Annotated in this window: 20 protein-coding genes; 9 read left to right on the top strand and 11 right to left on the bottom strand. The window is 47.2% G+C overall.

Translation table 11 applies throughout. The features are described from left to right. Positions 1-49 precede the first annotated feature (49 nt). The gene (locus tag F752_RS0109495) at positions 50-3,436 is read right to left on the bottom strand and encodes a methylmalonyl-CoA mutase family protein (RefSeq protein WP_017731494.1); all 3,387 of its coding nucleotides are present in this window, start codon (positions 3,434-3,436) and stop codon (positions 50-52) included. Between the two features lie 187 nt (positions 3,437-3,623). On the opposite strand from F752_RS0109495, the gene F752_RS0109490 reads away from it, so the two are divergent. After that, the gene (locus tag F752_RS0109490) at positions 3,624-4,406 is read left to right on the top strand and encodes a patatin-like phospholipase family protein (RefSeq protein ID WP_017731493.1); all 783 of its coding nucleotides are present in this window, start codon (positions 3,624-3,626) and stop codon (positions 4,404-4,406) included. Positions 4,407-4,445: 39 nt separating this feature from the next. Here the strand turns inward: F752_RS0109490 and F752_RS0109485 are convergent, their stop codons facing one another. Both F752_RS0109485 and F752_RS0109480 read right to left on the bottom strand, forming a co-directional pair. Continuing rightward, a complete protein-coding gene (locus tag F752_RS0109485; RefSeq protein WP_017731492.1) occupies positions 4,446-6,818 on the bottom strand; it encodes a patatin-like phospholipase family protein in 2,373 nt (790 codons plus the stop codon). A 226-nt stretch (positions 6,819-7,044) separates the two neighbouring features. Beyond that, a complete protein-coding gene (locus F752_RS0109480; protein ID WP_026135639.1) occupies positions 7,045-8,187 on the bottom strand; it encodes a THUMP domain-containing class I SAM-dependent RNA methyltransferase in 1,143 nt (380 codons plus the stop codon). A 206-nt stretch (positions 8,188-8,393) separates the two neighbouring features. On the opposite strand from F752_RS0109480, the gene F752_RS0109475 reads away from it, so the two are divergent. Continuing rightward, positions 8,394-9,059 carry a DUF4494 domain-containing protein gene (locus F752_RS0109475; RefSeq protein ID WP_026135638.1) on the top strand — a complete coding sequence of 222 codons (666 nt, stop codon included), beginning with the start codon at positions 8,394-8,396 and terminating at the stop codon, positions 9,057-9,059. A gap of 82 nt (positions 9,060-9,141) precedes the next feature. Here F752_RS0109475 and F752_RS0109470 read toward each other — a convergent pair whose 3' ends face one another. The 3 genes from F752_RS0109470 to F752_RS0109460 are packed head-to-tail and all read right to left on the bottom strand — an operon-like array spanning position 9,142 to position 11,418. Beyond that, positions 9,142-9,810, bottom strand: coding sequence for a DUF3575 domain-containing protein (locus F752_RS0109470; protein WP_017731489.1), 669 nt, complete (start codon positions 9,808-9,810; stop codon positions 9,142-9,144). 54 nt (positions 9,811-9,864) lie between these two features. Next, complete coding sequence (locus F752_RS0109465; RefSeq protein ID WP_017731488.1) at positions 9,865-10,935, bottom strand: alanine racemase; 1,071 nt, start codon at positions 10,933-10,935, stop codon at positions 9,865-9,867. A gap of 45 nt (positions 10,936-10,980) precedes the next feature. Further along, positions 10,981-11,418 carry a GNAT family N-acetyltransferase gene (locus F752_RS0109460; protein WP_017731487.1) on the bottom strand — a complete coding sequence of 146 codons (438 nt, stop codon included), beginning with the start codon at positions 11,416-11,418 and terminating at the stop codon, positions 10,981-10,983. A gap of 271 nt (positions 11,419-11,689) precedes the next feature. Between F752_RS0109460 and F752_RS0109455 the strand changes: the two genes are divergently transcribed. After that, a complete protein-coding gene (locus F752_RS0109455) occupies positions 11,690-13,054 on the top strand; it encodes a sigma-54-dependent transcriptional regulator (protein WP_026135637.1) in 1,365 nt (454 codons plus the stop codon). A 600-nt stretch (positions 13,055-13,654) separates the two neighbouring features. Here F752_RS0109455 and F752_RS0109450 read toward each other — a convergent pair. The 3 genes from F752_RS0109450 to F752_RS0109440 are packed head-to-tail and all read right to left on the bottom strand — an operon-like array spanning position 13,655 to position 17,060. Then, positions 13,655-14,407, bottom strand: coding sequence for a succinate dehydrogenase/fumarate reductase iron-sulfur subunit (locus tag F752_RS0109450; RefSeq protein WP_017731485.1), 753 nt, complete (start codon positions 14,405-14,407; stop codon positions 13,655-13,657). Between the two features lie 6 nt (positions 14,408-14,413). Further along, complete coding sequence (locus F752_RS0109445; RefSeq protein ID WP_017731484.1) at positions 14,414-16,348, bottom strand: fumarate reductase/succinate dehydrogenase flavoprotein subunit; 1,935 nt, start codon at positions 16,346-16,348, stop codon at positions 14,414-14,416. Between the two features lie 25 nt (positions 16,349-16,373). Further along, the gene (locus tag F752_RS0109440) at positions 16,374-17,060 is read right to left on the bottom strand and encodes a succinate dehydrogenase cytochrome b subunit (protein WP_026135636.1); all 687 of its coding nucleotides are present in this window, start codon (positions 17,058-17,060) and stop codon (positions 16,374-16,376) included. Positions 17,061-17,514: 454 nt separating this feature from the next. On the opposite strand from F752_RS0109440, the gene F752_RS23795 reads away from it, so the two are divergent. From F752_RS23795 to fabD, 3 genes are read left to right on the top strand one after another with little or no spacing between them, the layout of a single operon-like run. Continuing rightward, entirely contained in the window at positions 17,515-20,376 is a 2,862-nt protein-coding gene (locus tag F752_RS23795; RefSeq protein WP_160164102.1) for a T9SS type B sorting domain-containing protein, read from the top strand. Continuing rightward, complete coding sequence (locus F752_RS0109430; protein WP_017731481.1) at positions 20,354-20,806, top strand: thiol-disulfide oxidoreductase DCC family protein; 453 nt, start codon at positions 20,354-20,356, stop codon at positions 20,804-20,806. The genes F752_RS23795 and F752_RS0109430 overlap by 23 nt, the downstream gene beginning before the upstream one ends. 48 nt (positions 20,807-20,854) lie before the next feature. Next, positions 20,855-21,733, top strand: a complete 879-nt coding sequence (gene fabD, locus F752_RS0109425; protein ID WP_017731480.1) for an ACP S-malonyltransferase — start codon at positions 20,855-20,857, stop codon at positions 21,731-21,733. A 134-nt stretch (positions 21,734-21,867) separates the two neighbouring features. Here the strand turns inward: fabD and F752_RS0109415 are convergent, their stop codons facing one another. Continuing rightward, positions 21,868-22,164: a hypothetical protein gene (locus F752_RS0109415; RefSeq protein WP_017731479.1), complete on the bottom strand. Its 297-nt coding sequence runs from the start codon at positions 22,162-22,164 to the stop codon at positions 21,868-21,870. Between the two features lie 332 nt (positions 22,165-22,496). Between F752_RS0109415 and F752_RS0109410 the strand changes: the two genes are divergently transcribed. Together F752_RS0109410 and F752_RS0109405 are read left to right on the top strand one after the other, a co-directional pair. Then, positions 22,497-23,045: a lipocalin family protein gene (locus F752_RS0109410; protein WP_017731478.1), complete on the top strand. Its 549-nt coding sequence runs from the start codon at positions 22,497-22,499 to the stop codon at positions 23,043-23,045. Between the two features lie 418 nt (positions 23,046-23,463). Then, positions 23,464-24,201: a methyltransferase family protein gene (locus F752_RS0109405; protein WP_017731477.1), complete on the top strand. Its 738-nt coding sequence runs from the start codon at positions 23,464-23,466 to the stop codon at positions 24,199-24,201. 56 nt (positions 24,202-24,257) lie between these two features. Here the strand turns inward: F752_RS0109405 and folK are convergent, their stop codons facing one another. Continuing rightward, positions 24,258-24,746, bottom strand: a complete 489-nt coding sequence (gene folK / locus F752_RS0109400) for a 2-amino-4-hydroxy-6-hydroxymethyldihydropteridine diphosphokinase (RefSeq protein ID WP_017731476.1) — start codon at positions 24,744-24,746, stop codon at positions 24,258-24,260. 68 nt (positions 24,747-24,814) lie between these two features. Between folK and sppA the strand changes: the two genes are divergently transcribed. After that, on the top strand, positions 24,815-26,581 hold the full coding sequence (gene sppA, locus F752_RS0109395) for a signal peptide peptidase SppA (RefSeq protein ID WP_026135634.1): 1,767 nt from the start codon (positions 24,815-24,817) through the stop codon (positions 26,579-26,581). Positions 26,582-26,644: the final 63 nt, after the last annotated feature.

Here is a 26,644-nt window from a genome sequence, read left to right as displayed (position 1 = left end):
CGAAATTCATCGAGCCTGCTTTTCTCATATCTCACGTCTCCAGTCTACTTTACATATTCCTCCGGTACTGACCGCCTACCTCAAACAAGGCGTTGGTAATTTGTCCGAGGGAGCAGAACTTACTGGCCTCCATGAGGGTTTCGAACATATTGCCATTCTGGATAGCGGTGCGCTGCAGCTCATTCAGCAAACGGTCGGCCTGCTCCCGGTTGCGATCCTTCAGGCGCCCCAGCATTTCTATCTGGTATTCCTTTTCTTCCTTCGTTGCACGAATCACCTCTTTCGGGATAATTGTGGGCGAGCCTTTTGAGCTCAGGAAGGTATTTACGCCGATAATCGGGTATTCGCCAGTATGCTTGAGCGTTTCGTAGTAAAGGCTTTCTTCCTGAATTTTGCCACGCTGGTACATGGTTTCCATGGCACCCAACACGCCACCGCGCTCCGTAATGCGGTCGAATTCCGTCAGTACCGCTTCTTCTACCAGTTCAGTCAGTTCTTCGATGATAAAGGCTCCCTGCAGCGGGTTCTCATTCTTGGCTAAACCCAGCTCACGGTTAATAATCAGCTGAATGGCCATGGCACGGCGTACACTTTCTTCAGTAGGCGTGGTAATGGCCTCGTCGTAAGCGTTGGTATGCAGCGAATTACAGTTGTCGTAAATCGCATAGAGCGCTTGCAGTGTCGTACGGATATCGTTAAAGTCGATTTCCTGGGCGTGCAGGGAGCGGCCGGAGGTCTGGATATGGTACTTCAGCATCTGGCTGCGCTCGTTGGCCCCGTAGAGATTCTTCATCGCTTTGGCCCAGATACGACGAGCCACACGGCCAATTACTGCATACTCGGCATCTACACCATTGGAGAAGAAGAAGCTGAGGTTAGGCGCGAACTTATTGATATCCATGCCGCGGCTCAGGTAATATTCTACAAAGGTAAAGCCGTTGGCCAGTGTAAAGGCCAGCTGCGTAATAGGGTTCGCACCGGCTTCGGCAATATGGTAGCCCGAAATAGACACAGAATAGAAGTTCCGGACGTTCTTATCGATGAAATACTGCTGCACATCGCCCATCAGACGAAGGGAGAATTCCGTTGAGAAGATACAGGTATTCTGGGCCTGGTCTTCCTTCAGGATATCCGCCTGTACTGTACCGCGGACAGAAGCCAGTGTGCGGGTTTTAATTTCCTCATACACATCAGCTGGCAAAACCTGGTCGCCTGTCACGCCCAGCAGCATCAGGCCAAGGCCGTCGTTTCCTTCCGGTAGCGGTCCCTGGTATTCGGGGCGTTGAGCCCCTTTATCTTTGAAAATATTTTCAATTTTCTGGTTTACCTCTTCTTCCAGTCCATTTTCTTTAATATACAACTCGCACTGCTGGTCAATAGCGGCATTCATAAAGAAGCCGGTCAGGATAGCTGCGGGGCCATTGATGGTCATGGAAACTGAAGTAGCCGGGTCGGCGAGGTTAAAGCCACTATAGAGCTTTTTAGCATCGTCGAGACAGCAAATGCTAACACCGGAGTTACCGATTTTACCGTAAATGTCCGGGCGATAATCGGGGTCATTGCCGTAAAGGGTTACCGAGTCGAAGGCTGTGGAAAGGCGCTTGGCCTGCATATCCTTGCTTACATAGTGGAAGCGGCGGTTGGTACGCTCCGGTCCGCCCTCGCCGGCAAACATACGGGTTGGGTCTTCGCCTTTTCGCTTGAACGGGAATACCCCGGCGGTATAAGGGAATTCACCCGGCACGTTCTCCTGCAGGTTCCACTTGAGCAAATCGCCCCATGCTTCGTAGCGGGGCAGGGCAACCTTGGGCACCTGTGTGTGGGAAAGCGTTTCGCTGTGGGTTTCGATGCTGATTTCCTTGTTCCGCACTTTATAGGTAAAGAGCATGTCGCGGTATTTTTTTACCTTGTCGGGCCACTCTTCGAGCACCTTCCAGTTGCGCGGATCCAGGTCGAGCTTTACCTGCTCAAAAGCTTCTTCCAGTTTTTTAATGAGGCGGTCTTTATCGTCTATGCTGCTGTTCTCCAGCGTTTCAATAGACTTGCGCAGGGAATAAAGCTTCTGGGCTACCTCAGCCTGTTCGGCCACGGTTTTATCGTAATTGCGGTTGCTTTCGGCAATTTCGCTCAGGTAGCGGGTGCGCTTCGGAGGAATAATGAAAATCTTCTCCGACATTTCGTTGGTGATTTCGAAGGTTGACTTCAGATTCGCACCAGTCTTCTCCGCCAGTTTATCAATAATGGCTTTGTAGAGCTGGTTCATGCCGGGGTCGTTAAACTGCGAGGCAATGGTGCCATAAACAGGCAGCTCCTCGTCCTTTGCCTCCCAGAGGCCATGGTTGCGCTTATACTGCTTCTTTACATCGCGCAGGGCATCGAGGGCGCCTCGCTTATCGAATTTATTGAGGGCAATTACATCTGCAAAATCCAGCATATCGATTTTTTCGAGCTGGGTGGCAGCTCCGTATTCCGGTGTCATTACGTAGAGCGACATATCGGAATGCTCGATAATTTCGGTATCGGACTGCCCAATGCCGGAAGTTTCGAGGATAATGAGGTCGTAGCCGGCGGCTTTTACCACATTCACTGCTTCCTGCACATATTTGCTCAGGGCAAGGTTGCTCTGGCGGGTAGCCAGCGAACGCATAAACACCCGTTCGTTATTAATGGAGTTCATCCGGATGCGATCGCCGAGCAGGGCACCGCCGGTTTTGCGCTTCGATGGGTCTACCGAGATAATAGCAATGCGTTTGTCATCAAAGTCGATGAGGAAACGGCGCACCAGCTCATCGACAAGTGAGGATTTGCCAGCTCCACCTGTTCCTGTAATACCAAGGATAGGCGTGGTTTTGGTAGCCACCTTTTGGTGGATTTGGTCCAATACTTTTTTCGATTCTTCCGGAAAGTTTTCGGCCGCGGAAATAATACGGGCAATCACCTTCGGGTCTTTCTCTTCCAGCTGGTTTACTTCACCATTCAGGTTTCCGCCAACGGGGTAATCACTTTTCTCTACCAGGTCGTTGATCATGCCCTGCAGGCCAAGAGAGCGTCCATCGTCGGGAGAGTAAATACGGTCGATGCCGTATTGGTGCAGCTCTTCGATTTCTTCGGGAAGGATGGTGCCGCCGCCACCGCCAAAAATCTTGATATGCCCGGCGCCCTTTTCCTTCAGCAGGTCGTGCATATATTTAAAAAATTCCACGTGCCCACCCTGGTAGGAGGTGATGGCAATGGACTGCGCATCTTCCTGAATGGCCGTATCGACAATTTCCTGCACGGAGCGGTTGTGGCCAAGGTGAATTACTTCCACCCCTGTAGACTGGATGATACGCCGCATTATGTTAATGGCAGCATCATGCCCGTCGAAAAGCGAGGCCGCCGTTACAATGCGGATATGATTTTTTGGCTTATAAGGTGCCGTTTTTGTTTGCGACATATTATTTAGTTGTTAGTTTCTTGTTGTTCGTTGCTCGATTTTAGTGCCTGATGGCTCATGCCTATTGCCTCCCGTCTTCAATCGCTCCCAGTCACAATCGATTGCAAATTTAATGAAAACAGGGCTCAATTGCTAACAAGCGTTCGTTATAGGAAACACTCCTTTCTTTTCTTTGGTTTGCTTTGGTATGGAGAAAGAAAAGAGAAACCAAAACAATACATATCAAAATGGAATAGTACTCTCCGGTGGTGCCTACCGGGGCATGGGGCAAATTGGTGCACTGAAGGCACTGGAGGAAAAGGGCGTAAAGCCGGATGTATTATGCGGTACAAGTTCCGGTGCCATTAATTCGGTACTATATGCCAGCGGATACACACCGGATGAAATGGCAGACATCTGGTGTAAGGAACCTTTTGGCCAGGTGCTGGAGCTGCATTTTCCAAAGTTCGGACTTTTAAGGCCTGCCAGGGCAGGAGAACTCATGCAGCCATACCTTAAGCACGATCGCCTCGAAGATCTTCCGATTAAAACCATTCTTTGCTGCAGCTCTATGAACAATGGAAAGCAGAAAGTGCTCGAGAAGGGAAACCTGCTAAAAATACTCGAAGCCTGCTGTGCTGTGCCTGTAGCCTTTGAACCAGTTGAGATAGACGGAGAGCAGTGTGTGGATGGAGGGCTGGTGAGCAACCTCCCGGCTGAGCCTTTAACAGGAAAATGTGAGCGGCTTATTGGCATTACAGTAAACCCGATTCCGGAAAAAGAAGAACTTGGCGGCCTGCGCGATACCATTGTTCGTACTGCCTGGATTGCACTGGAAAGTACCGTAGACAAAACCAGGCAATTGTGCGACTGGGTAATTGAACCCCCGGAGCTTGGGCGGCATGGATTAACTGACCGCTCCGCACTGGATATTTTCTTTAATGCCGGCTATGAGTACACCTGCCACTTTCTGGAAGAAAAAGGGGTGTAAGACAGGTTTCAGAGAAATGTTTCAGTTGCGATTCCAGCCTTAGGGAAGGGCGCCAGCCTGCCCCGTGGGCTGGCTATCGGAAGTTTTTACTTCTTTTTTACTTAAAAACCGCGGAAGGGCCTGTTCCGGGCCAAGCAGCTCCTGTAGTTTTTTTAAGGCATCCTGGTTGATGTCGAGATAAATGTTGTCGAGAATATTCTTTTTCTCACGGGTGGTAAGGTGCCAGTTGAGAGAGGCCCTTTCCTCCTCTTCTTCTTTCAGTTTGCTTTGTTCTTCCAGCGCATTATCGGCCGGCTCTGTATCGAACATGGTGCGGGGGATATACTGCAGCTCAATCCGGTGAATATCCCCATCGTACCAGCCTTCGGCAAACTGCAGAAGGTTTTCATTCTTAATGTCCTGGATATAGGTCCAGTTCTTGTAAATGTTTTCAATGGGGGTAAAGAACTTCTGGAAAAGTGTAGGGGAGAGGTTCTTCTCCAGCGGTGCATTTTTTTCAGAGTCGCGTATGCTCAAAAAGATTACGCCGCTGGTATTTGCCGCAATCCATTCGCGAAAAACATACAGGAACTGTGTGGCGTCTTCTATGCCAAAATTATCGGCTATACCCGAATCCATTGTTTTCATGGGCGGCTCACTCGGAAGGCTTACATTGGGAGTGATGTAGGGGAAAGTAGCGGCCATACGCAATGCACTCAGAAACCTGAGATCTTCGGCATCATGATCCTGAAAGAAGCGCAGGAAATCCACTCCTTTTACCTTTTCGGCAACGGCACCAGTTTCTTCCTCTTTCATCCCTGAAGTCATATAAGATACATGTTGCGGGGAGATAAAGAGCTTCCGGCCATCGTTGGTTATGCTGGGAGCTACCAGCATCATCGGGATTAGGCTTTTTTGTTCCGGCTCCCGGTAGGCCGACAATGGCTTATCAAGAAAGGCTTCCGTATTCTGGCTGAACTGCTTTTCAAAGGCATAGCCCCTGTCTTTCAGATAAGACTTCCCATTGTAAGAAAACTTTTGATAGCGGATAAAGAGGTCGTTTACCAGCAGGCTGAAGATAATAGGGTTGAGGTTATCGCGGCTAACGCGGTCGAGGTATATGGAATCGTAAGGATTTACCGCTTCGCCCTGCTTTTGCCGGAGAACTAGTTCTCTGAAATAGGCAGCTCCCACCAAACCTCCTGATGCACCTGTCATCAGCATGGTCTGGTTCATGAGTCCTCCACCGGTAAGACTATCAGCCGTTTGCAGGGAACGCACAGTCCACAAGGCCGCACGCTGGCCACCGCCACTGGTGCAGATAAACACCATTTTTGGTTTTTCTGTCAGCGGGAACTTGGCACGCCAGTTGTTCAGAATTTTAAGCGTATTCTCTTTATCCTTCAGGTAAAACTCTTCCTGCGCCTGCGAATCCAGGGCCGCCAGCGAATACTTTACCGGTGCCTGCTGGTAGTTAAGGCCGTAGGCCTGGTAGGGCTTATCAAAAAACGAAAAACTGGATGTATAATTAAGCGCCAGCAGAGCGGCCAGTACTACGGTAATCGTCCAGCTGCGAAGCCAGAAGGAGAGGGCGCCGGCAAACATCAGCACAATGGTAAGCAGCAGAAAGCTGCTGGCTGCTGCAGGAATCTGGAAAACGGCATGCTCGCGGAATACTCCCAGTACCAGTATGACCACGAGTATGAACAGCTCAAAAATTACGCTATTCATATGGTTCTGGTCAAATACTTTTAAAATGGCCTCCTTATCATAAAAATGTCGGCTTACACTTACTTTTCGGAGGTATAAGCGCTCGTCGAGATAATAGCTGACACTGGCGGGTTTGTTTTTGGCTGCTGCCAGGCGGCGGATGAGGTTAGCCCGCGTGATTTTAATCTTTTTAAGCTTTCGGTTTACATTGTTCGCAAATAACCGGAAGATGTCCTGATTGGTAAAGCGAAAGTAAAGAAACATGGCCCCGATCATCAGAGAGAGGCCCGAAAGCAGCCCGCCGATATACACTGAAATCCGGTAAGGAGTATTATATTCGTAATCGAGCTGGAACCGAATGATGCAAATGATATAAGTAAGGAGGAACAGTAGCGGGATAAGGCTATTGTTGATACAGAACTTTCCGAAGGGACGTGGAAGGGTCCCTAAAAAAGGAAATTTTGGTCCGTCAAGAATATAGCAGGTAATGTGGAAAGCCATTGTATAGGCTGCCAGTACAATGCCTATTACGAAAAAGCTCCAGAAGTTGACCTTGTACATATATTCCGGATCAAGAAAAAGATAGGGAATACCTAAAACCTTACCGAAATTCTGGGTAACAACGGCAAACAAAAAAGCCCAGAGAAAGAGCAGCACCTGATTATTCTTGATGTTATGTATCAGGAGCCGGATAGGGAAAGAGTGGTAGAGGGCCTTTAGCATCGTCTTGTAAGCTTTAATGGTTCAGTAGACTGGCTGCGTTTACCGTCTGTCTTTTGCAAGAGCAGCCAAAGTAGGGCAGGTGGCCACCCAGGCAGGTTTACTGGCAACTTATCTATTGAACGTGAATTAAAATTTAAAAGTTTTGCTGTGCAGGTGAAAATTGCTCCTTCTAACGGTTAGTATATATGGCAAATGGATTATGTAGTTAATTATCAGGAGGTTAATGTTAATTCTTTTTGCTTCCTTTGTAGAGTTCATACTCCAGCAGGCGGCTGTCAATTTTGCTGTTTACAAATTCCATCCGCCGCTTGGTTCGTAGTCCAACCTGCTTGGCCAACTCAAGGTTTCCGGTAAATATATAACCCCAGTAGCCGCTGCATTTGGCTTTAAAAAAGTCTCCAATTTGCCGGTAAACCGGTGCCAGCTGTTCCTGCTCACCCAGTCGCAGGCCCCACTCAGGGTTGAAGATGACAACCCCTTCTTCTTCCGGAACAGGGGTGTCCTGGAAATCACAGACCTCAAATGTAATAAACTCCTCCACCCGGGCAGCCCGGGCATTCTGGCGGGCCGCTGCAATGGCATTAGGATTATTGTCTGTAGCGATGATAGGAAAAGAAAGTTCCGTCCAGCAGTCTTCTTTTGCTTCCTCCTGCATGTCTTTCCAAATACCGGGTTTATACCCGTTCAGGTGCATGAACCCAAAGTTATCGCGCTCAAGCCCCGGAGGAATGTTAAGGGCTATCTGGGCGGCTTCAATGGCCAGGGTGCCGCTGCCGCACATAGGGTTTACAAAAGGGCTCCGGCGGTCCCAGCGGCTGGCAAGAATGGTGGCGGAAGCGATGGATTCCAGCAGGGGGGCTTTCCAGGGAAGGTGACGGTAACCGTGCTTTGCAATAGTTTCGCCACTGGTGTCGAGGGCCAGCGATACTTTATCTTCCACCCAGTGCATAAAAAGGACGGCCTGGTCCTTCTCTTTGCCGCTGTCGGGCCGGCGTCCGAATTTCTGCTGAAAGCGGTCGGCAATGGCATCTTTAAGTTTAAGGCTTGCGAATCGGTAATCAAGTATGCTTTCGTTTCGAACGAAGGAGTCAATGCTGAAATATCCGTCAGGGGAGAGGTAGTCTTCCCATGGAGCCCGCTTTGCTTTTTGGTATAGCTGCTCCGCAGTACGGGCCTGTAATTCGGCAATTATCAGCAGCACCCGGTGGGCCGTGCGCAGGTAAAGGTTTAGCCGCATGCAATCCGTCATATCTCCTTCTGTTACCACATCGGTAGCATTCATTTCAACTACAGGATAATTCAGGGCTTCCAGCTCCATTGCCAGGTAAGGAGCCGTACTTGGTGCGCAACTTATAACTATTTTAGACATACTTTTTTAAACGTAAAACTGCAGGTTTTAAGCCAGAATGAGTAAAGTTAGACTTACTACCCATGACATTATCCTTACTATTCGATACTGCAAAGGTAAGGGAAATTAAATTTTCCAGGCCGGGCCAATATTCAGAAGTTTTAATTATTATTTCCAGCTTTAATCTTTTATCTTTCGATCTGTTTGGGTATCAAAATAAGAGATTTATGAAGATTTGGTTTCAGTGTAAAATTAAGTACCAGAAAGAAGAAGAGAACGGGAAAATCAAGAATGTGTCGGAGCCTTACCTGGTCGACGCGGTATCTTATACCGAGGCCGAAGCCCGTATTTATGAAGAGCTGGGTTCGGTAATTCGCGGAGAATTTGAGGTAACGAGTATTACAAAAAGCCGTTTTGTAGATATATTCCATTACGACGATAACGATGTATGGTATAAGTGTAAGGTAACCTATATGGTGGCCGATGAGAACAGCGGCAAGGAGAAGAAAATTACTAATATGATGCTGGTGACCGCCGCCAATGTAAAGGAGGCGTATGACAGGATTCAGGAGAGCCTGAGCACGATGCTGGTGCCCTTTGAGATTCCTGAAATAGCCCAGAGCCCTATTGTGGAAATATTCCCGTATGTATCGGAAGAAGATCGGGAGCAGGTAATTCCTGAAAACTTACGGCCATTAAGTGAAGTGGAAGCTGAAGCCCGTGGCGTGGTACGACCTATTCCTCCGGGACCAGCTGAAATTGCGGCCATGAATGCCGAAGATAAAGAAGCGGAGAACGTCCGCAATGAAGAAGCCGAAGAAGACCCTTTTACCGCCCTGTCTGAAACGGATGAGGAGGAATTTGAAGAAGAGATTCCTGCAGAAGAAAAATAGTATTTCTGAAAAAGCAAAAAAAACCGGAAGACTCTCTTTCCGGTTTTTTTTATGCCTGATGCTAATCCTCACCCGGCGCAGTTTAAAAAGCATAGCCAATAGTAAAACCCGAGCGGAGCATGAGCCCAAAGGGCATAAAGTCTTCTGCATTGTAGGTGTTCAAATTAGCATTTAACGATTGAGAAACCCGTAAAGAAGGGCCAAGAAAGGCTTCCAGACATACATGCTCTCCCACAAATAATTTATAACCTGCCACGCCGCCCACGCGGATGGAGCTTAAACTCCCTTCGTAGGTATCGGTCGGTGCAGGTTCCTGCTCGTCTACTTCCTGTAGTTCAGGCGAAATATGGATATCGGTATGCTGGTAACGCAGGAAGGGTGCCAGATAGAAGCCACCCAGGCGGGTACGGACAGGGCTTCCGGTGTAGAACCGCACCTCAGGGGTAAAGGCAAAACTGCGGTAGCGGGCTCTCGGAAAGGTGAAAAAGTAAAAATCGGTTTCTTCAAGTGTAATGCCGGTATAGAAAGCTCCCAGCTGAACACTTACTTTAGGGGTAATAAACTGTTCATACGCCACATTAGCGGTAAAAACGAAGGGGCTCAGGAAATTTACCTTTACCACATGGGGGAAGCGGTCAGTTAAAAATCCGGTAGAGCGAAAATCGGGCTGGGGGTAAGAGTACTGGGCCTCACTAATGTGGGCGCAGCAAAGTAGAATACTGCAAATGACAAATCCTTTCAGCGCTTTCATAAGTTTGTAATTATAGTTGTACTGTAATTACAAATCCTTATCCTGCCCGATTGTTCAGGCAATTCGCTTTTCTATATAGTTACTGTTGAGCAGAGCGAGGGCGCCCATGTACTTCAGTTTAAAGTCTACCAGGTCGCCTACCTTGTATTTCCTCTCATTCTGGCCCAGGTTCAGTACCAGCATATCGGAGCTGGCGCCTACAATTTCAAAATCATGACTGTCAATAACTAAGTACTTGGGGTCGATGTCGAGCAGGCCAATATCAATAATGGCCCTGCAGGAGGTTTTACCATAAAGCTTTTCGTCTATCTCTATTACCTCTCCCTGCGGGTTGGCCGCCATGCGGCCATGCGGGACCATTGGCTTTTCCGTTAATTCGATAATTTCGGCAGAAAGCACAAATACATCGTCGTGCATGCCGTCGATGGTATTTTCCTCGAAAAGGTTAGCGCCAAAATAGAGGGTTTCTCCTATCCGGAAGTGATTAACGCCTGCCGGAAGCTGATGCGTGAGGATGAGCGGAATAGTTACAGAGGTGCCTCCACTGACCCAGGGAATTTTTACATTAAACTTCAGTTCAATAATTTGTTTGTAGAGGCTTAGCTGAATTAGCTTATCCTTAGAAGGCATTACCCCGTGAAGACAGTTAAGGTTGGTGCCCAGGCCAATAATTTCGAGATTAGGCAGCTCAAAAACTTTTTCATAGAAGCGAACCAGGTTTTCTCCCATTATTCCTTCGCGCAGGTCGCCGGTTTCGATCATAATAATAACCTTGTGCACCTTGCCCTGTTTTTCCGCTTCTTCGGAAAGGAGCTTCATGGTATAGTACTCCGTGTTCATGCTCACATCGGCATACTTTACCACATCCGGAATGCTGCGTTTTGCCGGAGGTTTTATATAAACCGTTTGAACCTCATTGCTTATTTCCTTTATTCGCTTTAGGTTACTGATGCGGGAGTCATGGATTTCTTTAACGCCCAGCTCAATCAGCTGCTCAAGGTACTTTTTATTGCCACAGAGGAGTTTTGAAACTACCCCCCAGGCCATATTGTGCGACTCGAACAGGTTTTTAAGATAATGGAAGTTCTTCGCGAGTTTATCTTTGTAAAGCGTAAGATAGGCCATAACAGTGTGCGTAATGAGGTCTGTTCGAGAGGCCAGTGGCCTCTCTTATTTTGTCAGCCTCATTTCAAGATATTTATTGGTGAAACCTAATTTCTCATACAGTTTTTTGGCAGGATTATCGGGCTCCACGTGCAGGGCAATATTCCCCTTAGCAAGGTTAATCGCTCTTTCCATTAACTGCTTGCCCAGTCCTTTACCTCTGTAGTTGTTATGTACGGCAATATAAACCAGTATGTTTTCCGGAATATAGCCTTCCATGCCTGTTTTGTTCATAATTACAGCGCCTACAATTCCTTCAGTATCCCTGGCCAGCAGCGCAAAACCACCCTGGTGCGGGTAATTACTAAGCGCATAGTCCAGACATTTCATAACGTCCTCCTTCGTATCTCCATACTGGTCGAGGTGCTCGCACAGAAAGTCGGCAATCTCATTTTTTTCGAGATAAGTGGCTGAGTTGATAGCGGTAAGTGTCTGGAATTCCATCTTATTTGCAGCTTTAAGGTTTCGTACTTCTACAAAAATAGCATTCTTCGGCCATTAAAGCAAAGTAGTCTCCTTTTGCGGGTAATTCCGGGGGCTGGTGAAAATTTGATAGAAAAAGTGCAATCACAGGTAATTATATTTATTGTATCAGGCCGGGCACCATTTTTTTGATACTAGTTTTTTGGTATATTTATTCCATGGCAGTTCCTGCGATAATAAATTACCTGTAGAGGCATTTTCTGTAAATCATATATTAAGAGGAAAGAATTTAATGTTTGAAGGACATATATTGATTGTAGATGATGAAGACGATACCCGTTTTCTGTTTTCCCGGATACTTGAAAAAGAAGGTTTTAAGACTTTAGATGTACCCAATGAACGGCAGGCATTTAAAGTGCTACAGAAAGACGAGGTGGACATTATTTTATGTGATGTGAACCTTGCCGAGACTAATGGCCTTGAGCTGCTCAAAAGGTTTAAAGAAACCTGTCCGCTGGTAGAAGTAATTATGCTTACCGCCTATGGCAGTATAAAGGATGGTGTTACCGCCATCAAAGCAGGGGCTTATGACTATATCATAAAAGGAGAAGATAATAGTAAACTGATTCCGCTGCTTTACAGAGCCTATGAGAAGGTAAAGCTGCAAAAGAAAATTAAAAAACTGGAAGAGCAGGTAGGAGACCAGTACAGCTTTTCCAGCGTAATTGGAAAGTCAGCGCAGATAAAGGAAGCAATTGAAATGGCGCGGAGGGTAGCAGCCACCGATGCCACTGTTTTACTCCTGGGAGAAACCGGCACCGGCAAGGAGGTTTTTGCAAGGGCTATCCACAGCGCCAGCCACCGGAGCGATAAGGCTTTTGTGGCCATTAACTGCAGTGCTTTTAATAAGGAGTTGCTCGAATCAGAGCTATTCGGGCATAAAGCAGGCTCCTTTACAGGCGCTACATATGATAAAAAAGGCTTGTTTGAAGAAGCCAGCGGAGGCACGATTTTCCTTGACGAAATAGGAGAAATGAACCTCGACCTGCAGGCGAAGCTGCTTCGGGTGCTGGAGACCAGCACCTTTATAAAGGTGGGCGATACCAAAACAAGCAAAGTAGATGTCCGCATTATTGCAGCCACTAATCGCAACCTGCTGAAAGATGAGAATAAATTCCGCTCCGACCTCTATTACCGGCTCTCCGTTTTTGAAATTATGCTGCCACCTCTACGGGATCGGCAGTCAGACATACCTCTGCTGGCTGAACATTTTATGCAGCTCTTTGCCCGTAACTCGCAAAAAAAGTTTAGTGGAATGACAGATGGCTTCCTTCAGCACCTGGTGCAGTATCCCTGGAAGGGGAACATTCGTGAGCTGCGGAATGTGGTAGAGCGGGCTGTTATACTTAGCGAAGGAGGGAAGCTGGAGGAATCTGTACTGCCTTACGAGGTGAAGTTTGGCCCATCCGTGCTGGAAGTGAACAATAGCAATAAACTGGAGCTGGGCTATATTGAAAAAATGCATATCGAAAGAGTGCTCAAGATAGCGAATGGAAATAAAACCCAGGCTGCGCGATTGCTTAATATCGGGGTGTCGACCCTCTACCGGAAAATAAGTGAGTACGAAATTCAGCTGGCCGAGAATGGGGTATATTAATTTTCTGAATGTTTCATTCTGAAAAAGACCCTGTCATTTTGATAGGGTTTTTTGTTTGGGTTAAAATAAAGGATTTAGAGATTTTATCATCTAATATCTCTAAATCAGTCAGATAACAACATTCAAGAGCAAATGGCTTTTTCTGGCATGTTTCCTGTAATAGGAAAAACAGAACCTAGTTAAATTTTTTAAACTACTTTTTAAACTCTCGAAACCCGGCAGGAGCTGACCCTCTTTCCGGGTTTTTTTGATGAAGTCTTTCAAAATGAAAACAACTCACTCAAAATGACAGGGTATTTTGTTTGCGAAAATGGTACCTCTAAATGCTGAATCTGCGTATCTGGCTTGTATAGGCTAATTTATACCTTTGCTTCATATTTTGGCATGGAAGATGTAATAGAGTTGAACGGAACCTAATTTTTTAAACTGTTAATTTGATAACTTTTTAAGCTACTATTTTTTAAACTCTCGAAACCCGGTTGGAGCTGACCCTCTTTCCGGGTTTTTTTATGAAGGAGCAGGCTCCCTGCTGGAGTAACAGACTAAAGCAAAAAAAGAGGCTGTCCAAAAAGACAGCCCCTTTTTTTTGCAAAAGGACTTCTAAACGTTATCAGAAGTAAATTTTGCATTATAATATTCGCGGTTAATGCGGGCAATATTCTCCTGGGAGATGCCTTTAGGGCATTCAGCGGTACAGGCACCGGTATTGGTGCAGGAACCAAAGCCTTCAATATCCATCTGGGCCACCATTCTTTCCACACGGCTTTTCCGTTCTACCTTACCTTGTGGAAGAAGGGCGAGCTGCGACACTTTTGCACTTACAAAAAGCATGGCCGATGCATTTTTACAGGCAGCCACACAGGCACCGCAGGAAATACATTCGGCAGAGCTGAAGGCCTCATCGGCAATCTGCTTCGGAACAGGAATTTCGTTGGCATCAGGTACGCCTCCTGTATTAACAGATACATACCCACCAGACTGGATTATACGGTCAAACGCACTGCGGTCTACCACAAGGTCCTTTACCACAGGGAAAGCCCTGGCTCTCCATGGTTCAATGGTAATGGTTTCTCCGTCGTTGAAATGGCGCATGTGCAGCTGACAGGTAGCGGTAAGCTTTTGTGGGCCATGGGCACGACCGTTAATGTACATGCTGCAGGAACCGCAAATACCTTCGCGGCAGTCGTGGTCGAAGTGCACCGGCTCTTCGCCAGCCACTGCTAACTGCTCATTGAGCACGTCCATCATTTCGAGGAAGGACATATGCTCACTGATATCATTTACTTTATATGTTTTAAACCCGCCTTTGTCGCTTGGGTTTTTTTGTCTCCAGACTTTCAGTGTTAAGTTCATAGCAATTTATTTATAGCTTCTCTGGGTCAGTTTAACATTCTCGAACACGAGTTCTTCTTTGTGCAGCACCTCGTCCTGGTTAGTTCCTTTAAACTCCCATGCAGCTACGTAAGAGAACTCATCGTCATTCCGCAGGGCTTCACCCTCTTCCGTCTGGTATTCTTCACGGAAGTGGCCGCCGCAGCTTTCTTCGCGGTGGAGGGCATCGACGATCATGAGTTCGCCAAGTTCAAGGAAGTCAGCTACGCGGCTGGCTTTTTCAAGGCTCATGTTCAGTTCATCGCTGCTGCCGCCAACATTTACATCTTTCCAGAACTCCTCGCGCAGGGCACGAACCATGCCGCGGGCTTTCTTTAGACCTTCAGCGTTCCGTGACATGCCGCAGTATTCCCACATAATGTGGCCCAGCTCGCGGTGGAAATCATCCACCGTGCGCTTACCTTTTATGCTCAGGAGCTTGCTGATCATGTCGCGAATGCCTTTTTCAGCCTCCTCAAAAGCAGGGTGGTTAATGTCGGTTTTGGTATTGGGTTTACCGGCAATGTAGTCACCTAAGGTGTAAGGGATAACAAAGTAACCGTCGGCAAGCCCCTGCATCAGGGCACTGGCTCCAAGGCGGTTGGCGCCGTGGTCGGAGAAGTTGGCTTCGCCCAGTGCATAAAGCCCGGGGATGTTGGTCATCAGGTTGTAATCTACCCAGAGGCCACCCATGGTATAATGTACCGCAGGGTAAATCATCATGGGCACTTCATAAGGGTTGGCCCCAGTAATCTTCTCATACATTTCGAAGAGGTTACCGTAACGCGCTTCAATCGTATCGCGTCCGTCGCGCTTAATGGCATCGGCAAAGTCGAGGTAAACCGCAAGCCCGGTAGGGGCCACGCCACGACCTTCATCGCATACATATTTGGCATTTCGTGAAGCCACGTCGCGCGGAACCAGGTTGCCGAAAGAAGGATATCTTCTTTCCAGGTAATAGTCCCTGTCTTCTTCTTTAATATCCAGGGCAGTAATTTCTCCTTTACGAATTCTTTCGGCCAGTTCCTTTGTTTTAGGAACCCAAACACGGCCATCATTCCGGAGCGATTCCGACATCAGCGTAAGCTTCGACTGGTACGAACCGGAAACAGGGATACAGGTGGGGTGAATTTGTGTATAGCAGGGGTTGGCCATAAGCGCGCCACGACGGTGTGCTCTCCAGGCGGCAGTTGCATTCGAGCCCATGGCATTGGTCGATAAGTAGAATACGTTGCCATAACCACCTGAAGCCAGAATTACCGCATGGGCTCCGTGACGTTCGATTTTACCGGTAATCAGGTTACGGGTAATAATGCCACGTGCCTCGCCGTCAATCATTACCAGGTCCAGCATTTCGGAGCGGGTATACAGTTTTACCTTTCCGTTGGTTACCTGGCGGCTCAGGGCCTGGTAGGCACCAATCAGGAGCTGCTGCCCTGTTTGACCCTTCGCATAAAAGGTACGCGATACCTGTGCACCACCAAAAGAACGGTTGTCGAGCAGACCGCCATATTCGCGTGCAAATGGAACGCCTTGAGCAACACACTGGTCAATGATATTAACACTAACTTCGGCCAGACGGTAAACGTTGCCTTCGCGGCTGCGGTAGTCGCCTCCTTTAATGGTATCGTAAAACAGGCGGTATACAGAGTCGCCATCGTTCTGGTAATTTTTGGCGGCATTAATACCTCCCTGAGCGGCAATAGAGTGCGCACGGCGGGGACTGTCGTGGAAGCAGAATGCTTTTACGTTATAGCCTAGTTCGGCAAGAGAGGCAGCTGCAGAAGCACCGGCAAGACCGGTTCCAACCACAATTATCTCATACTTTCTTTTATTGGCAGGGTTTACCAGCTTAACATTGAACTTGTGTTTTGTCCATTTTTCCGCTAGTGGCCCTTCAGGTATTTTCGAATCTAATTTCATCGTTTCTGTCGTTTAAAGGGTAAGACTACCTGGTAATGATATAGATATAAACGGGCATAATGGCAAAAAGCAGCGGTACAATAATCGCAAATGCCAGTCCTACCTTTTCAATAATCGGGGTGTATTTTTTGTGGCGCCAGCCCAGCGTCTGGAAGGCGCTGCGGAAGCCATGAGCCAGGTGCAGCGCCAGGAAGATCATCATTACCACATACAAAATTACATACCAAAGGTTAGAAAAGGAGAAGAGCACAACCGAGTAAAGGTCGCGTAAGGTGCCTTCGGATTCATAGGTTACCAGCGGAACTTCGCCCACCTTCATCTTATACCAGAAGTTGCCCAGGTGTATAACCAGGAAAACAGCAATGAGTGTTCCCAGCAGGCCCATGTTACGAGACGACCAGGTGCTGTTGGCAGAAGGGTGCGCCTCGGCATATCCTACAGGGCGAGCCTTTTTGTTGTGGATAGTAAGAATGATGGTAACAATAATATGGGTTAATATACTGATATAGGTAAGCCAGCGCACCACCTGTACCAGCTGATTGGTGGTCATGAACTGGGTATACTCATTGAAGGCCTGACCGCCATCATCTTTAAATAATAAAAAATTACCGGAAACGTGACCGATCAGGAAAATGATCAGGAACAAGCCCGATGCGGCAACCAGTAACTTTCTGCCTATCGTGCTCGAAAACGTTTGTGTGATCCAACTCATTCTTTAGATATAATTTAAGGGTACCTATTTTTTTAGCTTGCCAAAGGTACATTAGCAGGCGGTAGCAAACAATTCCCCCAAATTAATTTTAATCCATTCTAAATTATTCCTGCTAAAATTTTGTATATTATCCATAGCTAAGCAAATGTTTTGTCCGGGTGGCCTGCTACCATGGCTGTTTATTCAATTGCCTTAGGGTAAACTTCGATTTTTGTAGCGTTACTACCTTTGTTTTTCCTATATATCTGAAGGTCAATGAGATATATTTCAAGATAAAGAGATGCCTGCCCGGATTCAATTTGTAAAAAAAGATGTTGCACCGATAATTTTCACAATAAAATTAAGTTTTATACAAGGAAAGCCTGAAATTCAGGCCCGGCAATCTAACACAAACCTTTTGGTTTGGTTTTATATTATATTAGATACAACTCATTTAGCCTTTAACCACCAGGCAATGGCAAATACTTTTTATAAACTCTTTAGCCTGTTTATGCTGCTTTTTCTGGGCTTTACAGCACAACTGCAGGCAACCCATATCAGGGCAGGGGAAATTACCGCGCGTAGAATCGACCCCCAACGGCCTGTCTACGAAATTACAGTTACCGGCTATGCCGATACGGATTCTCCCGTTCTGTTTGGTAGTAATGGTATCCTCGATTATGGAGATGGTACCTCCGAGCAAATAACCAATGATGGTGAAACCGGCTGGATTCCCCGTGAGCGTGTCAGTGACGGCACATGGAAATACACCCTTACCCGCACGCATACCTTCCCAGGGCAGGGGACCTATAAAATTTCTTTTCGGGAGCTTTACCGGAATGAAGGAATCCTGAATATGGATAATTCGGTAAATATGCCTTTTTATATCGAAACCGTAATGGTAATCGATGGCTTTCTGGGAGTAAATAATACGCCACAGTTGCTGGTGCCACCCGTAGATAATGCGGCAGTTGGCAAGCTTTATATCCATAACCCAGGTGCTTACGATGTGGATGGCGACAGCCTTTCGTACCGACTGGTTGCCAGTAAGCAGGACAATAATGTGCCGGTAGCCAACTTCCGCTTTCCGGATGAAACCTTTCCTGAAGGCGATCCCCGTAATGGTACCAGTCTCGATGGCGGCGAATCCATCTTAACACTCGACCCGCTAACCGGGGATTTGGTGTGGAATACCCCGGGCACTAAAGGCGAGTATAATGTGGCCTTTCTTATTGAGGAGTGGCGAAAGATAAACGGGGAGTTTTATTTCCTTGGTTATGTAACCCGCGATATGCAGATTATCGTGGAAGAAACAGAAAACGAGCCCCCGGTGCTGGAAATACCTAAAGATACCTGTATTGTGGCTGGTACTTTGCTGGAAGCCACCATTTTTGCCGATGATCCGGATGGCGATCAGGTTAAAATAGAATCCTATGGTGGGGTGTATGCCCTGGGAGCAACCTATAGCCCCGATGATGCCTCGGCCCAGGACGTGCCGGCGCAGGTAAAATTCAGCTGGCAAACAAGCTGCGAAGATGTGCAGGAGCGGCCTTATACCGTTCAGTTTAAAGCTACCGACCTTCGTGGCGGAGGCGTTTCCCTTACCGACCTGGAAACCTGGAATGTTACCGTAATTGCCCCCGCCCCGGAAATCAGCAGTGTTAATGCCGTCGATAGTCGTACGGCTGATGTAAATGTAAATGCCGATGAATACCTTTGCGGCAATGAAGCCAGCCAGATTCAGGTCTGGCGCCGTGTTGATAACGGAGAAATAAGCGAAGATGACTGCCAGACCGGTATGCCTGCCGGTAGCGGTTATGAATTAGTAGGCACCCGCGGTATTACGGACTTTCCCTTCCGGGATACAAATAACGGACAGGGCCTTACGCCTGGTGCAACTTACTGCTATAGAATTGTAGCCGTATTCCCTCAGCCTGCCGGAGGAGAAAGTAAAGTTTCGGAAGAGGTTTGTGTAACCATGCCTGCCTCTGTGCCTTTGCTTACAAATGTAAGTGTACTGGAAACAGCTGAAGAGGAAGGAGAGGTATTAGTCCGCTGGGTACCGCCTCTGGAAGTCGATTCCAGTCGCTTCCAGCCTCCCTATACTTATGATGTTTATCGTGCACAGGGCTTTACCGGCGGTGCTTATGAGCTGATACTGGAGGATGTAAGCGATACTTCTTTTGTGGATAGCGGTCTGAACACGGAAGATGAAGTGTATAATTACTACGTGATGTTCCGTGCACAGGGACAGGAAGTGGATAGCTCCGCCTCTGCCTCAACTGTACGCCTTTCTACTCAGGCACAGGTAGGAGGGATTGGCCTTATCTGGGAAGCGGCAGTTCCATGGAGCAACCAGGTGCGGGAAGCTCCCTGGCATTATATCTACCGCAATAGAATACCGGGAGAGGCTGAAGATGCTTTTGTGCTGATAGATAGTGTAAATGTATTGAATGAGAAGCTTGAGTATTTCGATGACGGTAGAGCGACCGGCGAAGTGCAACTGGCCGATACTATTGAATACTGCTATTTTGTTACCACCAGCGGTAGCTATGGTAATCCGGCTATTGCTTCACCACTATATAATAACTCGCAGAAAATTTGTGCCCAGCCAAACGATAGTATTCCACCCTGTACTCCACTCACTTTCGAGCTCGAGAACGTATTGAGCTGTGAGGAGTTTATCCGGCAGGCTGAATGTGGGCAGGAATTTTTCGAAAATCGCCTGGTGTGGACGGTTTCTTCGGAAGAGAACTGCCAGGATGATATCGACTACTGGGAAGTGTATTTCTCTGCCACCGGCGAAGAAGGAACCTTTGAAGTAGTAGGTACTCCATCAGTTAACCGATTTGTACACGATGAATTGCGGTCGCTTGCGGGCTTCTACTATATTGTTGCGGTAGACCGCTCCGGAAACAGAAGTGAGCCGAGCAACCTGGTGCAGAACGACAACTGCCCGAATTACTGGCTGCCAAACGTCTTTACTCCGAACGGCGACCGCTTTAACCAGACCTATGGTCCACCCCTTAATGCAGAGGATCCGGCGCGTTGCCCGCGCTTTGTGGAGGCGGTAAACTTTGTGGTGTTTAACCGCTGGGGTAAAGAAGTGTACAGTTATAATACCAGGGAAGAAGACGGTCAGGAGCGTTCCATCTACATAAACTGGGATGGACGGGCTAACAATGGAGAAGAACTTGCGCCCGGAGTGTACTATTATGTGGCAGAGGTAAGTTTTAATGTGCTCGACCCCGCAAAGAAAGAGCAGACTTTAAAAGGCTGGATTGAAATTATTGAAGACGGAGAAGATTTAACAGTTGGAGAAAACGGAATCAGGTAACAGTAAAAATGTGTTAGCAAAAGCTTCCGGACGCGACGTTGTATTGTTCGATGGCGTTTGCAACCTCTGTAATGGGGCAGTCGATTTTATCCTGGATCGCGATCCCAAAGGGCAGCTTGCTTTTGCTTCTCTGCAGTCAGCAGCTGGCCAGGAATTGTTGGCGTACTACAATCTTTCTACCGAAAACATTGAAAGCGTAGTGCTGTTAAAAGACGGGAAAGTGTATCAGAAAAGTACCGCTGCACTTGAAATTGCTGGTCGCTTAAAGGGTGCATGGCCCCTGCTGAAGGTGTTTAAAATAGTGCCCCGGCCGCTTCGCGATGCAGCCTATAACTTCATTGGCAGCAATCGTTATCGCTTCTTCGGGAAGCGGGAACAATGCCGCATGCCTACCCCCGAAATCCGTAACCGCTTTTTAGAAGGTTTGTAATTTTCAGGATTTCCTTATTACTTCGGACTACAAACCAATAAAAATTGTATGAAAGCATATATTTTCCCCGGCCAGGGATCGCAGTTTCCTGGTATGGGCAAAGATTTGTACGAGCAGTCGGAAGAGGCGAAAAAATTATTCGAGAAAGCGAATGAAGTACTTGGCTTCAATATAGCCGATATTATGTTCAATGGTTCGGCCGACGACCTGAAGCAAACCAAAGTTACTCAGCCAGCTATTTTTATTCATTCTGTTATCCTGGCAAAGCTGGCAAATATAAAGCCCGATATGGTGGCCGGCCACTCCCTTGGTGAATTTTCCTCTTTGGTGGCCAATGGTGTGCTTAGCTTCGAAGATGGCCTTCGCCTGGTTTCTAAAAGAGCCCTTGCCATGCAGGCCGCCTGTGAGGCAAACCCCTCTGCCATGGCCGCAGTTTTAGGACTGGACGATGCTGTAGTGGAAGAGGCCTGTAAAGAAGTGACGGACGAGGTGGTGGTGCCAGCCAACTTTAACTGTCCCGGTCAGCTTGTTATTTCCGGCTCCAACGAAGGAGTGGCGCAGGCAGGTGAGATATTAAAAGCTAAAGGGGCCAAGCGGGTGTTGCCATTGCCGGTTGGTGGAGCATTCCACTCTCCGCTCATGGAGCCTGCACGGGAGGAGCTGAAAGATGCCATTATGCAGACACAGTTCAGCCAGCCTTCCTGCCCTGTGTACCAGAATTTTAATGCAGAGCCTTCTTCCGATGTTGAGCAAATTAAGCAGAACCTGATAGCCCAGCTCACCGCTCCCGTTCGCTGGACCCAGAGTGTGCAGCGGATGCTGGCCGATGGCGCCACCGAATTTGTGGAGTGTGGGCCCGGCAAGGTACTCCAGGGACTGGTGAAGAAGATTGATAAAGAAGCCAGCGTTAGTAGTGTAGAGGTTTAATAGGTCTGGCTTATTTATCTTTCCGGGTTTGTATAGCCGGAAGTTTGAAATTTTAGTTCAGAATAAAACACCTCCTGCTGTAGGCATTCTACAACAGGAGGTGTTTTTTTTCCGGGAAGGCATTCATTCAATTCTTACTTTTTTGTATTCTTTTCCTGATCAGGCTTCTTTACCTGTTCATTCAGGATACGGTTTTTCTCCCGCTGGCGGTCTGTTCCAATATCTCCTGCACTTGGGCGGGCTTCTCCACCACTGGTCGTGTAATTGGAGCGCTGATCTCCACCATCACTCCCGTGGCTGGTTTTGCTGCTAAGGCTTCCTTTATCCACATCAGCAGGGTTGCCTTTATTGCTGAGCTTGTGCTGTAGCCCTGCATTGTCTTTCTGTTGATTCTGATTTTCTGCGGTTTCTTTTTTATTGTTATCTGCCATAATCTTCAATTTTAGGTTCATTACTGTGTAAGTATACGGGCGAAAACAGAAATGGATATTAGGGGGTGAAATGCGAATTGTCGGTAAAAGAGAAGGGGGCAGGATCCAAACAGAAAAAGAAAGAGGAGTAGTGGGCTGAGAGAAGTAGAATTTATACTTCAGATTAAATTTACGGCATTTCAGCAAACAAGAAGGGGGCCTGGGAAGTCATTTACTATGTTACGGTTTTTAAATTTATTCTCTGCCCTTGATATTATCGAACAGGCAGAGGTCAGGTGTAACCAATCAGGAACGATAAGAAGGAACCTCAACAATTTTAACAAAGAATATTAATGAAGAAAAGAAGTTCTAACGGCTGGAAAATTGCGGCCGGCGCCACTGCCATTGGGGGAGTAGCCGCTCTGATAGCTGCCTATAAAAAAAGTGAAACCCCGCTGAAAACAGTTTCAAATGTTGATTTAAAACGCTATGGCGGTAAGTGGTACGAAATTGCATCCATGCCCGAGTCTTTTGAAAAAGGCTGTGCCTGCACCACGGCCGAATACCGGCTTAATCCGGAAGGGTATGTGGATGTACTGAACAGCTGCCTGAAAGATGGGCGGGAAAAGGAAGCATGGGGGAAAGCTTATCCGGTGGAAGGTAGTGGAAATGCCAAGCTGGAGGTTGAGTTCTTCTGGCCCTTCAAAGGAAAGTACTGGATAATGGAGCTGGACGAGGACTATCAATATGCACTAGTGGGCCACCCTAACCGTAAGCATCTCTGGATCCTGTCGCGCTACCCGGAGATGGATGAGGATGTATATGTGGAATACCTGCAGAAAGCCCGTCGGCAGGGGTTTGATATTAGTAAGCTCGAACTTACAGAGCAGTTCTGCCAATAAAATAAAAATAAATAAACAAATGGGGAATAGCCTCTATCTGCTGCTAAGCGGGTGGAGGCTATTATTTTTTACAGCACATACATTCAGGCAAAAGGCGGCTCCTCTTCCTAAAGTTCGGTAATTATTAATTTATGCTCAGTAGCAGTTGTTTCTTGAGTGGGAGTATGTTACTTATTTGTAGTTTGTTATTGCCTGTCAGTGAGTTACGGTAATACCTTCTGTTTTTGTTTTGTCTGCTTCTGATGTCGTATGGCAGGCAACAAAGTGGAGTATGTTTTGTTTTTAGTTTGATTTTAATTTAAAGAATACATTCCTATCTTTGCCCCTCGGTTCAGGAAGAGTGCCTGTTGGCCGGTTCATATCCTTCGATCTAAAACAGCAATTCCTGTTGTAACTAAAAGCTTTTAGTTTTTCCCTTATGTTATTAAACCAATTCGAGAAATCAGGAAACTGGCTCTTCCGCTACAGGAGCTATCTGCCCGTTGTGCTGTTTCCTTTTGCAGCCCTTGTTGTCCTGTTCGGGGATGTTGATTTCAGCTCAAGTGAGGGCATCGGTTATGCTGTTTTCTGCTTTTTAGTGTCCATAGCAGGGCTGGCCGTAAGAGCTTATACCGTAGGGCACACCCCAAAAGGAACCTCCGGCCGTAACACTGCCGAAGGGCAGGTTGCTGAAACGCTCAATACTACCGGCATTTATTCGGCCATGCGGCACCCCTTGTACCTAGGAAATTACCTGATGTGGATGGGACCGATATTGTATGTAGGCAGCACCTGGTTTGCCGTTGTATGCAGCCTCATGTTCTGGCTGTATTACGAGCGGATTATGTTTGCAGAAGAAGCGTTTCTCTATAGTAAATACAGGGAGAAGTATAAAGAATGGGCGAACAGAACACCGGCCTTTATTCCTTCTTTTAAACGCTGGCAAAAAAGTAATCTCGATTTTTCATTCCGCAACGTGTTAAAGAGAGAGTACAATGGCTTGTTTTATACCGCACTGTCTTTCGTTTTTGTGGATGTTCTGCGGAATTATATGCTTACCGGCGGGTTTTATGTGCTGGAATTCTGGAAGATAGTTTTCGTTGCATGCCTCCTGCTACTCATCGTTCTGAAAACCCTTAAAAGAGGCACCCGTGTGCTCGACGTAGAAGGGAGATAAATAGAATCTCAAGCGATGAAAATATTGAAAAAGCTCTCCGGAGCTTTTTTTATTTCCTATGCCTGATACACTCTTACTTCCAGTGGGTCGGGGCATACATCCAGTAGTTCCTGTTGCGTTTTGCCAAGTAGCGGGTGGACCAAAAGCGGAACCAGCTCACAAAGTGGTACCAGGGTAAAGCGCCGCTCTTGTATGTGTGGGTGCGGAATATGGAGCGAGGGCTCTTTCACAACGCGGTCGGCATAGTATAAAATATCTATATCAATTAATCTTTCGCCCCACTTCTCATTACGTTTTCGGCCCATTTGTTGCTCTGTCTCCAGCAGGCATTGCAGGAGGCTTAAAGGTGCCAGTTCGGTTTTTATTTCCACCACCTGGTTGAGGAACGAAGGCTGAGACTCCAGGCCCCAGGCGGCGGTTTCGTATAGCTCCGATTGGGCTACTACTTTAATCGCCGCCTGCTCCAAGGCATCAATGGCTCGAAGGAGGTTCGCCGCTCTGTCCCCTAAATTTGAGCCTAAGAGTAAATATATCCCGTTTGTCATGTAAACTCTTTTATTATTTACAGCGAATCTATAATTTAGATACCGGTTTAAAAACAGAAAATAAAATTATGCTAAAGTTTTTTAAAGGAGTACTGGCTACCATTGTCGGACTTTTCATCTTTTCTCTATTGTTTATTCTGCTGGGTGTAGCGATCATTTCAGCGGCATCATCAGCGGAGGAAGAGGTGGAAGTGGCCGAAAATTCGGTGCTGCATTTAGAATTAAATAAACCTATTGTAGAAAGGGAAACAGGTTTCCCTGTTAATCCTTTTGAAGTGCTTTCGGGTGGAGAAGGAGGCGTAATAGGACTGGTTGAAGTGTTGGAAGCAATCAATTATGCGAGGGAAGATGAAAAGATAAAGGGAATTTACCTGGAGGCGCAAAATGTGCAGGCAGGCTTTGCCACCCTTAAAGAAATCCGTGATGCCCTGGAAGATTTTAAGAGCAGCGGAAAGTGGATTCTGGCCTATAACGAACTTTATACAGAAAAAGATTATTACCTGGCCTCTGTAGCCAATGAGGTGTACCTGAACCCTGCCGGAGCTTTAGAGCTGAATGGACTGGTGCAGGAAGTTATGTTCCTGAAAGGAGCCCTGAACAAACTTGGTGTTGAGCCGCAGGTGTTTCGTGTAGGGGAATTTAAAAGCGCCATTGAGCCTTTTACCCGAACCGATATGAGTGAGGCCAGCCGCCTCCAAACCAATGCCTTTCTTAATAATATCTACAGTGTTTTTCTGCTCGATGTTGCCCGCGACCGAGGAATAGAAGCAGATGAGCTGGAACGTATATCTGACGAAATGCTGGTGCGCGACCCGGAAGATGCACTGGAGCTGGAAATAGTAGACCAGCTGGGGTATTATGATGAGGTATTGGCGGCCATGCGCCTGAAGCTGGAAATGGAGGATGAAGAAGAGGAAATTAACCTGGTAAAATACGCCAAGTACCAGAAGTCGGTAAAAGACGAAGAGGTATCATCAGACCGAATTGCCGTAATTGTAGCCACGGGCCCAATTGTAAGTGGTGAGGGCGACAATGAGAGCATTGGCTCCGATAAATTTGCCAAAGCCATTCGCGATGCCCGCAAAAACGAGCGGGTAAAAGCCATCGTCCTTCGAATTAACTCACCCGGAGGAAGCGCTCTGGCCAGTGATGTTATCTGGCGTGAGGTGGTGCTGACCAAAGGAGTGAAGCCTATTATTGCCTCCATGTCCGATGTAGCAGCATCGGGTGGGTATTATATGGCTATGGCCTGTGATACCATTGTAGCCCAGCCCAATACCATTACCGGCTCTATCGGTATATTCGGGGTAATCTTTAATATGCAAACCCTGCTGAATGATAAGCTGGGTATTACAACCGATGTGGTGGAAACAGGAGAATTGTCGAACCTTTATAAGGTAACGGCACCTTTAAGTGAGTTTGAAGCCGCCATTATTCAAAACTCAGTGGAAGATGGTTACGAGACATTTACCCGTAAGGCAGCCGAAGGAAGAGATATGCCGCTGGAAGTTCTGTTAGAAGTGGCATCCGGCAGGGTATGGTCTGGTATAGAGGCCAAAGACCGTGGACTGGTCGATGTGCTCGGGAGCTTTGAAGATGCTGTCCAGATTGCTGCTGTAAAAGCAGGTCTGGAGGAAGATGACTATCGTCTGCGGTTTTACCCTGAAAAGAAAACCATTATGGAAGAGCTGCTGGAAGGCCTGAATGAAAGTGTGGAAGCTAAAATAATGGAATCCCGCCTGGGAGAGCTTTATCCTTTTGTAAAGGAAATTCAGGAGCTGAAGAAGTATAGTGGAATTCAGGCTCGACTGCCTTATGAGCTGGTGATTGAATAAGCGTTAAATGTCTCGTCCTAGAATAGCGATACAGGTTTTTACAATAATAAATAATTAAATATT

Origin of the sequence: Nafulsella turpanensis ZLM-10, assembly GCF_000346615.1 — a bacterium.
In the GTDB taxonomy this organism is placed as follows: domain Bacteria; phylum Bacteroidota; class Bacteroidia; order Cytophagales; family Cyclobacteriaceae; genus Nafulsella; species Nafulsella turpanensis.
Note: the sequence above shows the minus strand (reverse complement) of the source record. Positions and strands in the feature narration are given on the sequence as shown.

What these genes read in the sequence shown, in the direction of transcription:
- F752_RS0109495 (WP_017731494.1), bottom strand. Translation starts at nt 3,436, where the DNA reads ATGTCGCAAACAAAAACGGCACCTTATAAGCCAAAAAATCATATCCGC.
- F752_RS0109490 (WP_017731493.1), top strand. Translation starts at nt 3,624, where the DNA reads ATGGAGAAAGAAAAGAGAAACCAAAACAATACATATCAAAATGGAATA.
- F752_RS0109485 (WP_017731492.1), bottom strand. Translation starts at nt 6,818, where the DNA reads ATGCTAAAGGCCCTCTACCACTCTTTCCCTATCCGGCTCCTGATACAT.
- F752_RS0109480 (WP_026135639.1), bottom strand. Translation starts at nt 8,187, where the DNA reads ATGTCTAAAATAGTTATAAGTTGCGCACCAAGTACGGCTCCTTACCTG.
- F752_RS0109475 (WP_026135638.1), top strand. Translation starts at nt 8,394, where the DNA reads ATGAAGATTTGGTTTCAGTGTAAAATTAAGTACCAGAAAGAAGAAGAG.
- F752_RS0109470 (WP_017731489.1), bottom strand. Translation starts at nt 9,810, where the DNA reads ATGAAAGCGCTGAAAGGATTTGTCATTTGCAGTATTCTACTTTGCTGC.
- F752_RS0109465 (WP_017731488.1), bottom strand. Translation starts at nt 10,935, where the DNA reads ATGGCCTATCTTACGCTTTACAAAGATAAACTCGCGAAGAACTTCCAT.
- F752_RS0109460 (WP_017731487.1), bottom strand. Translation starts at nt 11,418, where the DNA reads ATGGAATTCCAGACACTTACCGCTATCAACTCAGCCACTTATCTCGAA.
- F752_RS0109455 (WP_026135637.1), top strand. Translation starts at nt 11,690, where the DNA reads ATGTTTGAAGGACATATATTGATTGTAGATGATGAAGACGATACCCGT.
- F752_RS0109450 (WP_017731485.1), bottom strand. Translation starts at nt 14,407, where the DNA reads ATGAACTTAACACTGAAAGTCTGGAGACAAAAAAACCCAAGCGACAAA.
- F752_RS0109445 (WP_017731484.1), bottom strand. Translation starts at nt 16,348, where the DNA reads ATGAAATTAGATTCGAAAATACCTGAAGGGCCACTAGCGGAAAAATGG.
- F752_RS0109440 (WP_026135636.1), bottom strand. Translation starts at nt 17,060, where the DNA reads ATGAGTTGGATCACACAAACGTTTTCGAGCACGATAGGCAGAAAGTTA.
- F752_RS23795 (WP_160164102.1), top strand. Translation starts at nt 17,515, where the DNA reads ATGGCAAATACTTTTTATAAACTCTTTAGCCTGTTTATGCTGCTTTTT.
- fabD (WP_017731480.1), top strand. Translation starts at nt 20,855, where the DNA reads ATGAAAGCATATATTTTCCCCGGCCAGGGATCGCAGTTTCCTGGTATG.
- F752_RS0109415 (WP_017731479.1), bottom strand. Translation starts at nt 22,164, where the DNA reads ATGGCAGATAACAATAAAAAAGAAACCGCAGAAAATCAGAATCAACAG.
- F752_RS0109410 (WP_017731478.1), top strand. Translation starts at nt 22,497, where the DNA reads ATGAAGAAAAGAAGTTCTAACGGCTGGAAAATTGCGGCCGGCGCCACT.
- F752_RS0109405 (WP_017731477.1), top strand. Translation starts at nt 23,464, where the DNA reads ATGTTATTAAACCAATTCGAGAAATCAGGAAACTGGCTCTTCCGCTAC.
- folK (WP_017731476.1), bottom strand. Translation starts at nt 24,746, where the DNA reads ATGACAAACGGGATATATTTACTCTTAGGCTCAAATTTAGGGGACAGA.
- sppA (WP_026135634.1), top strand. Translation starts at nt 24,815, where the DNA reads ATGCTAAAGTTTTTTAAAGGAGTACTGGCTACCATTGTCGGACTTTTC.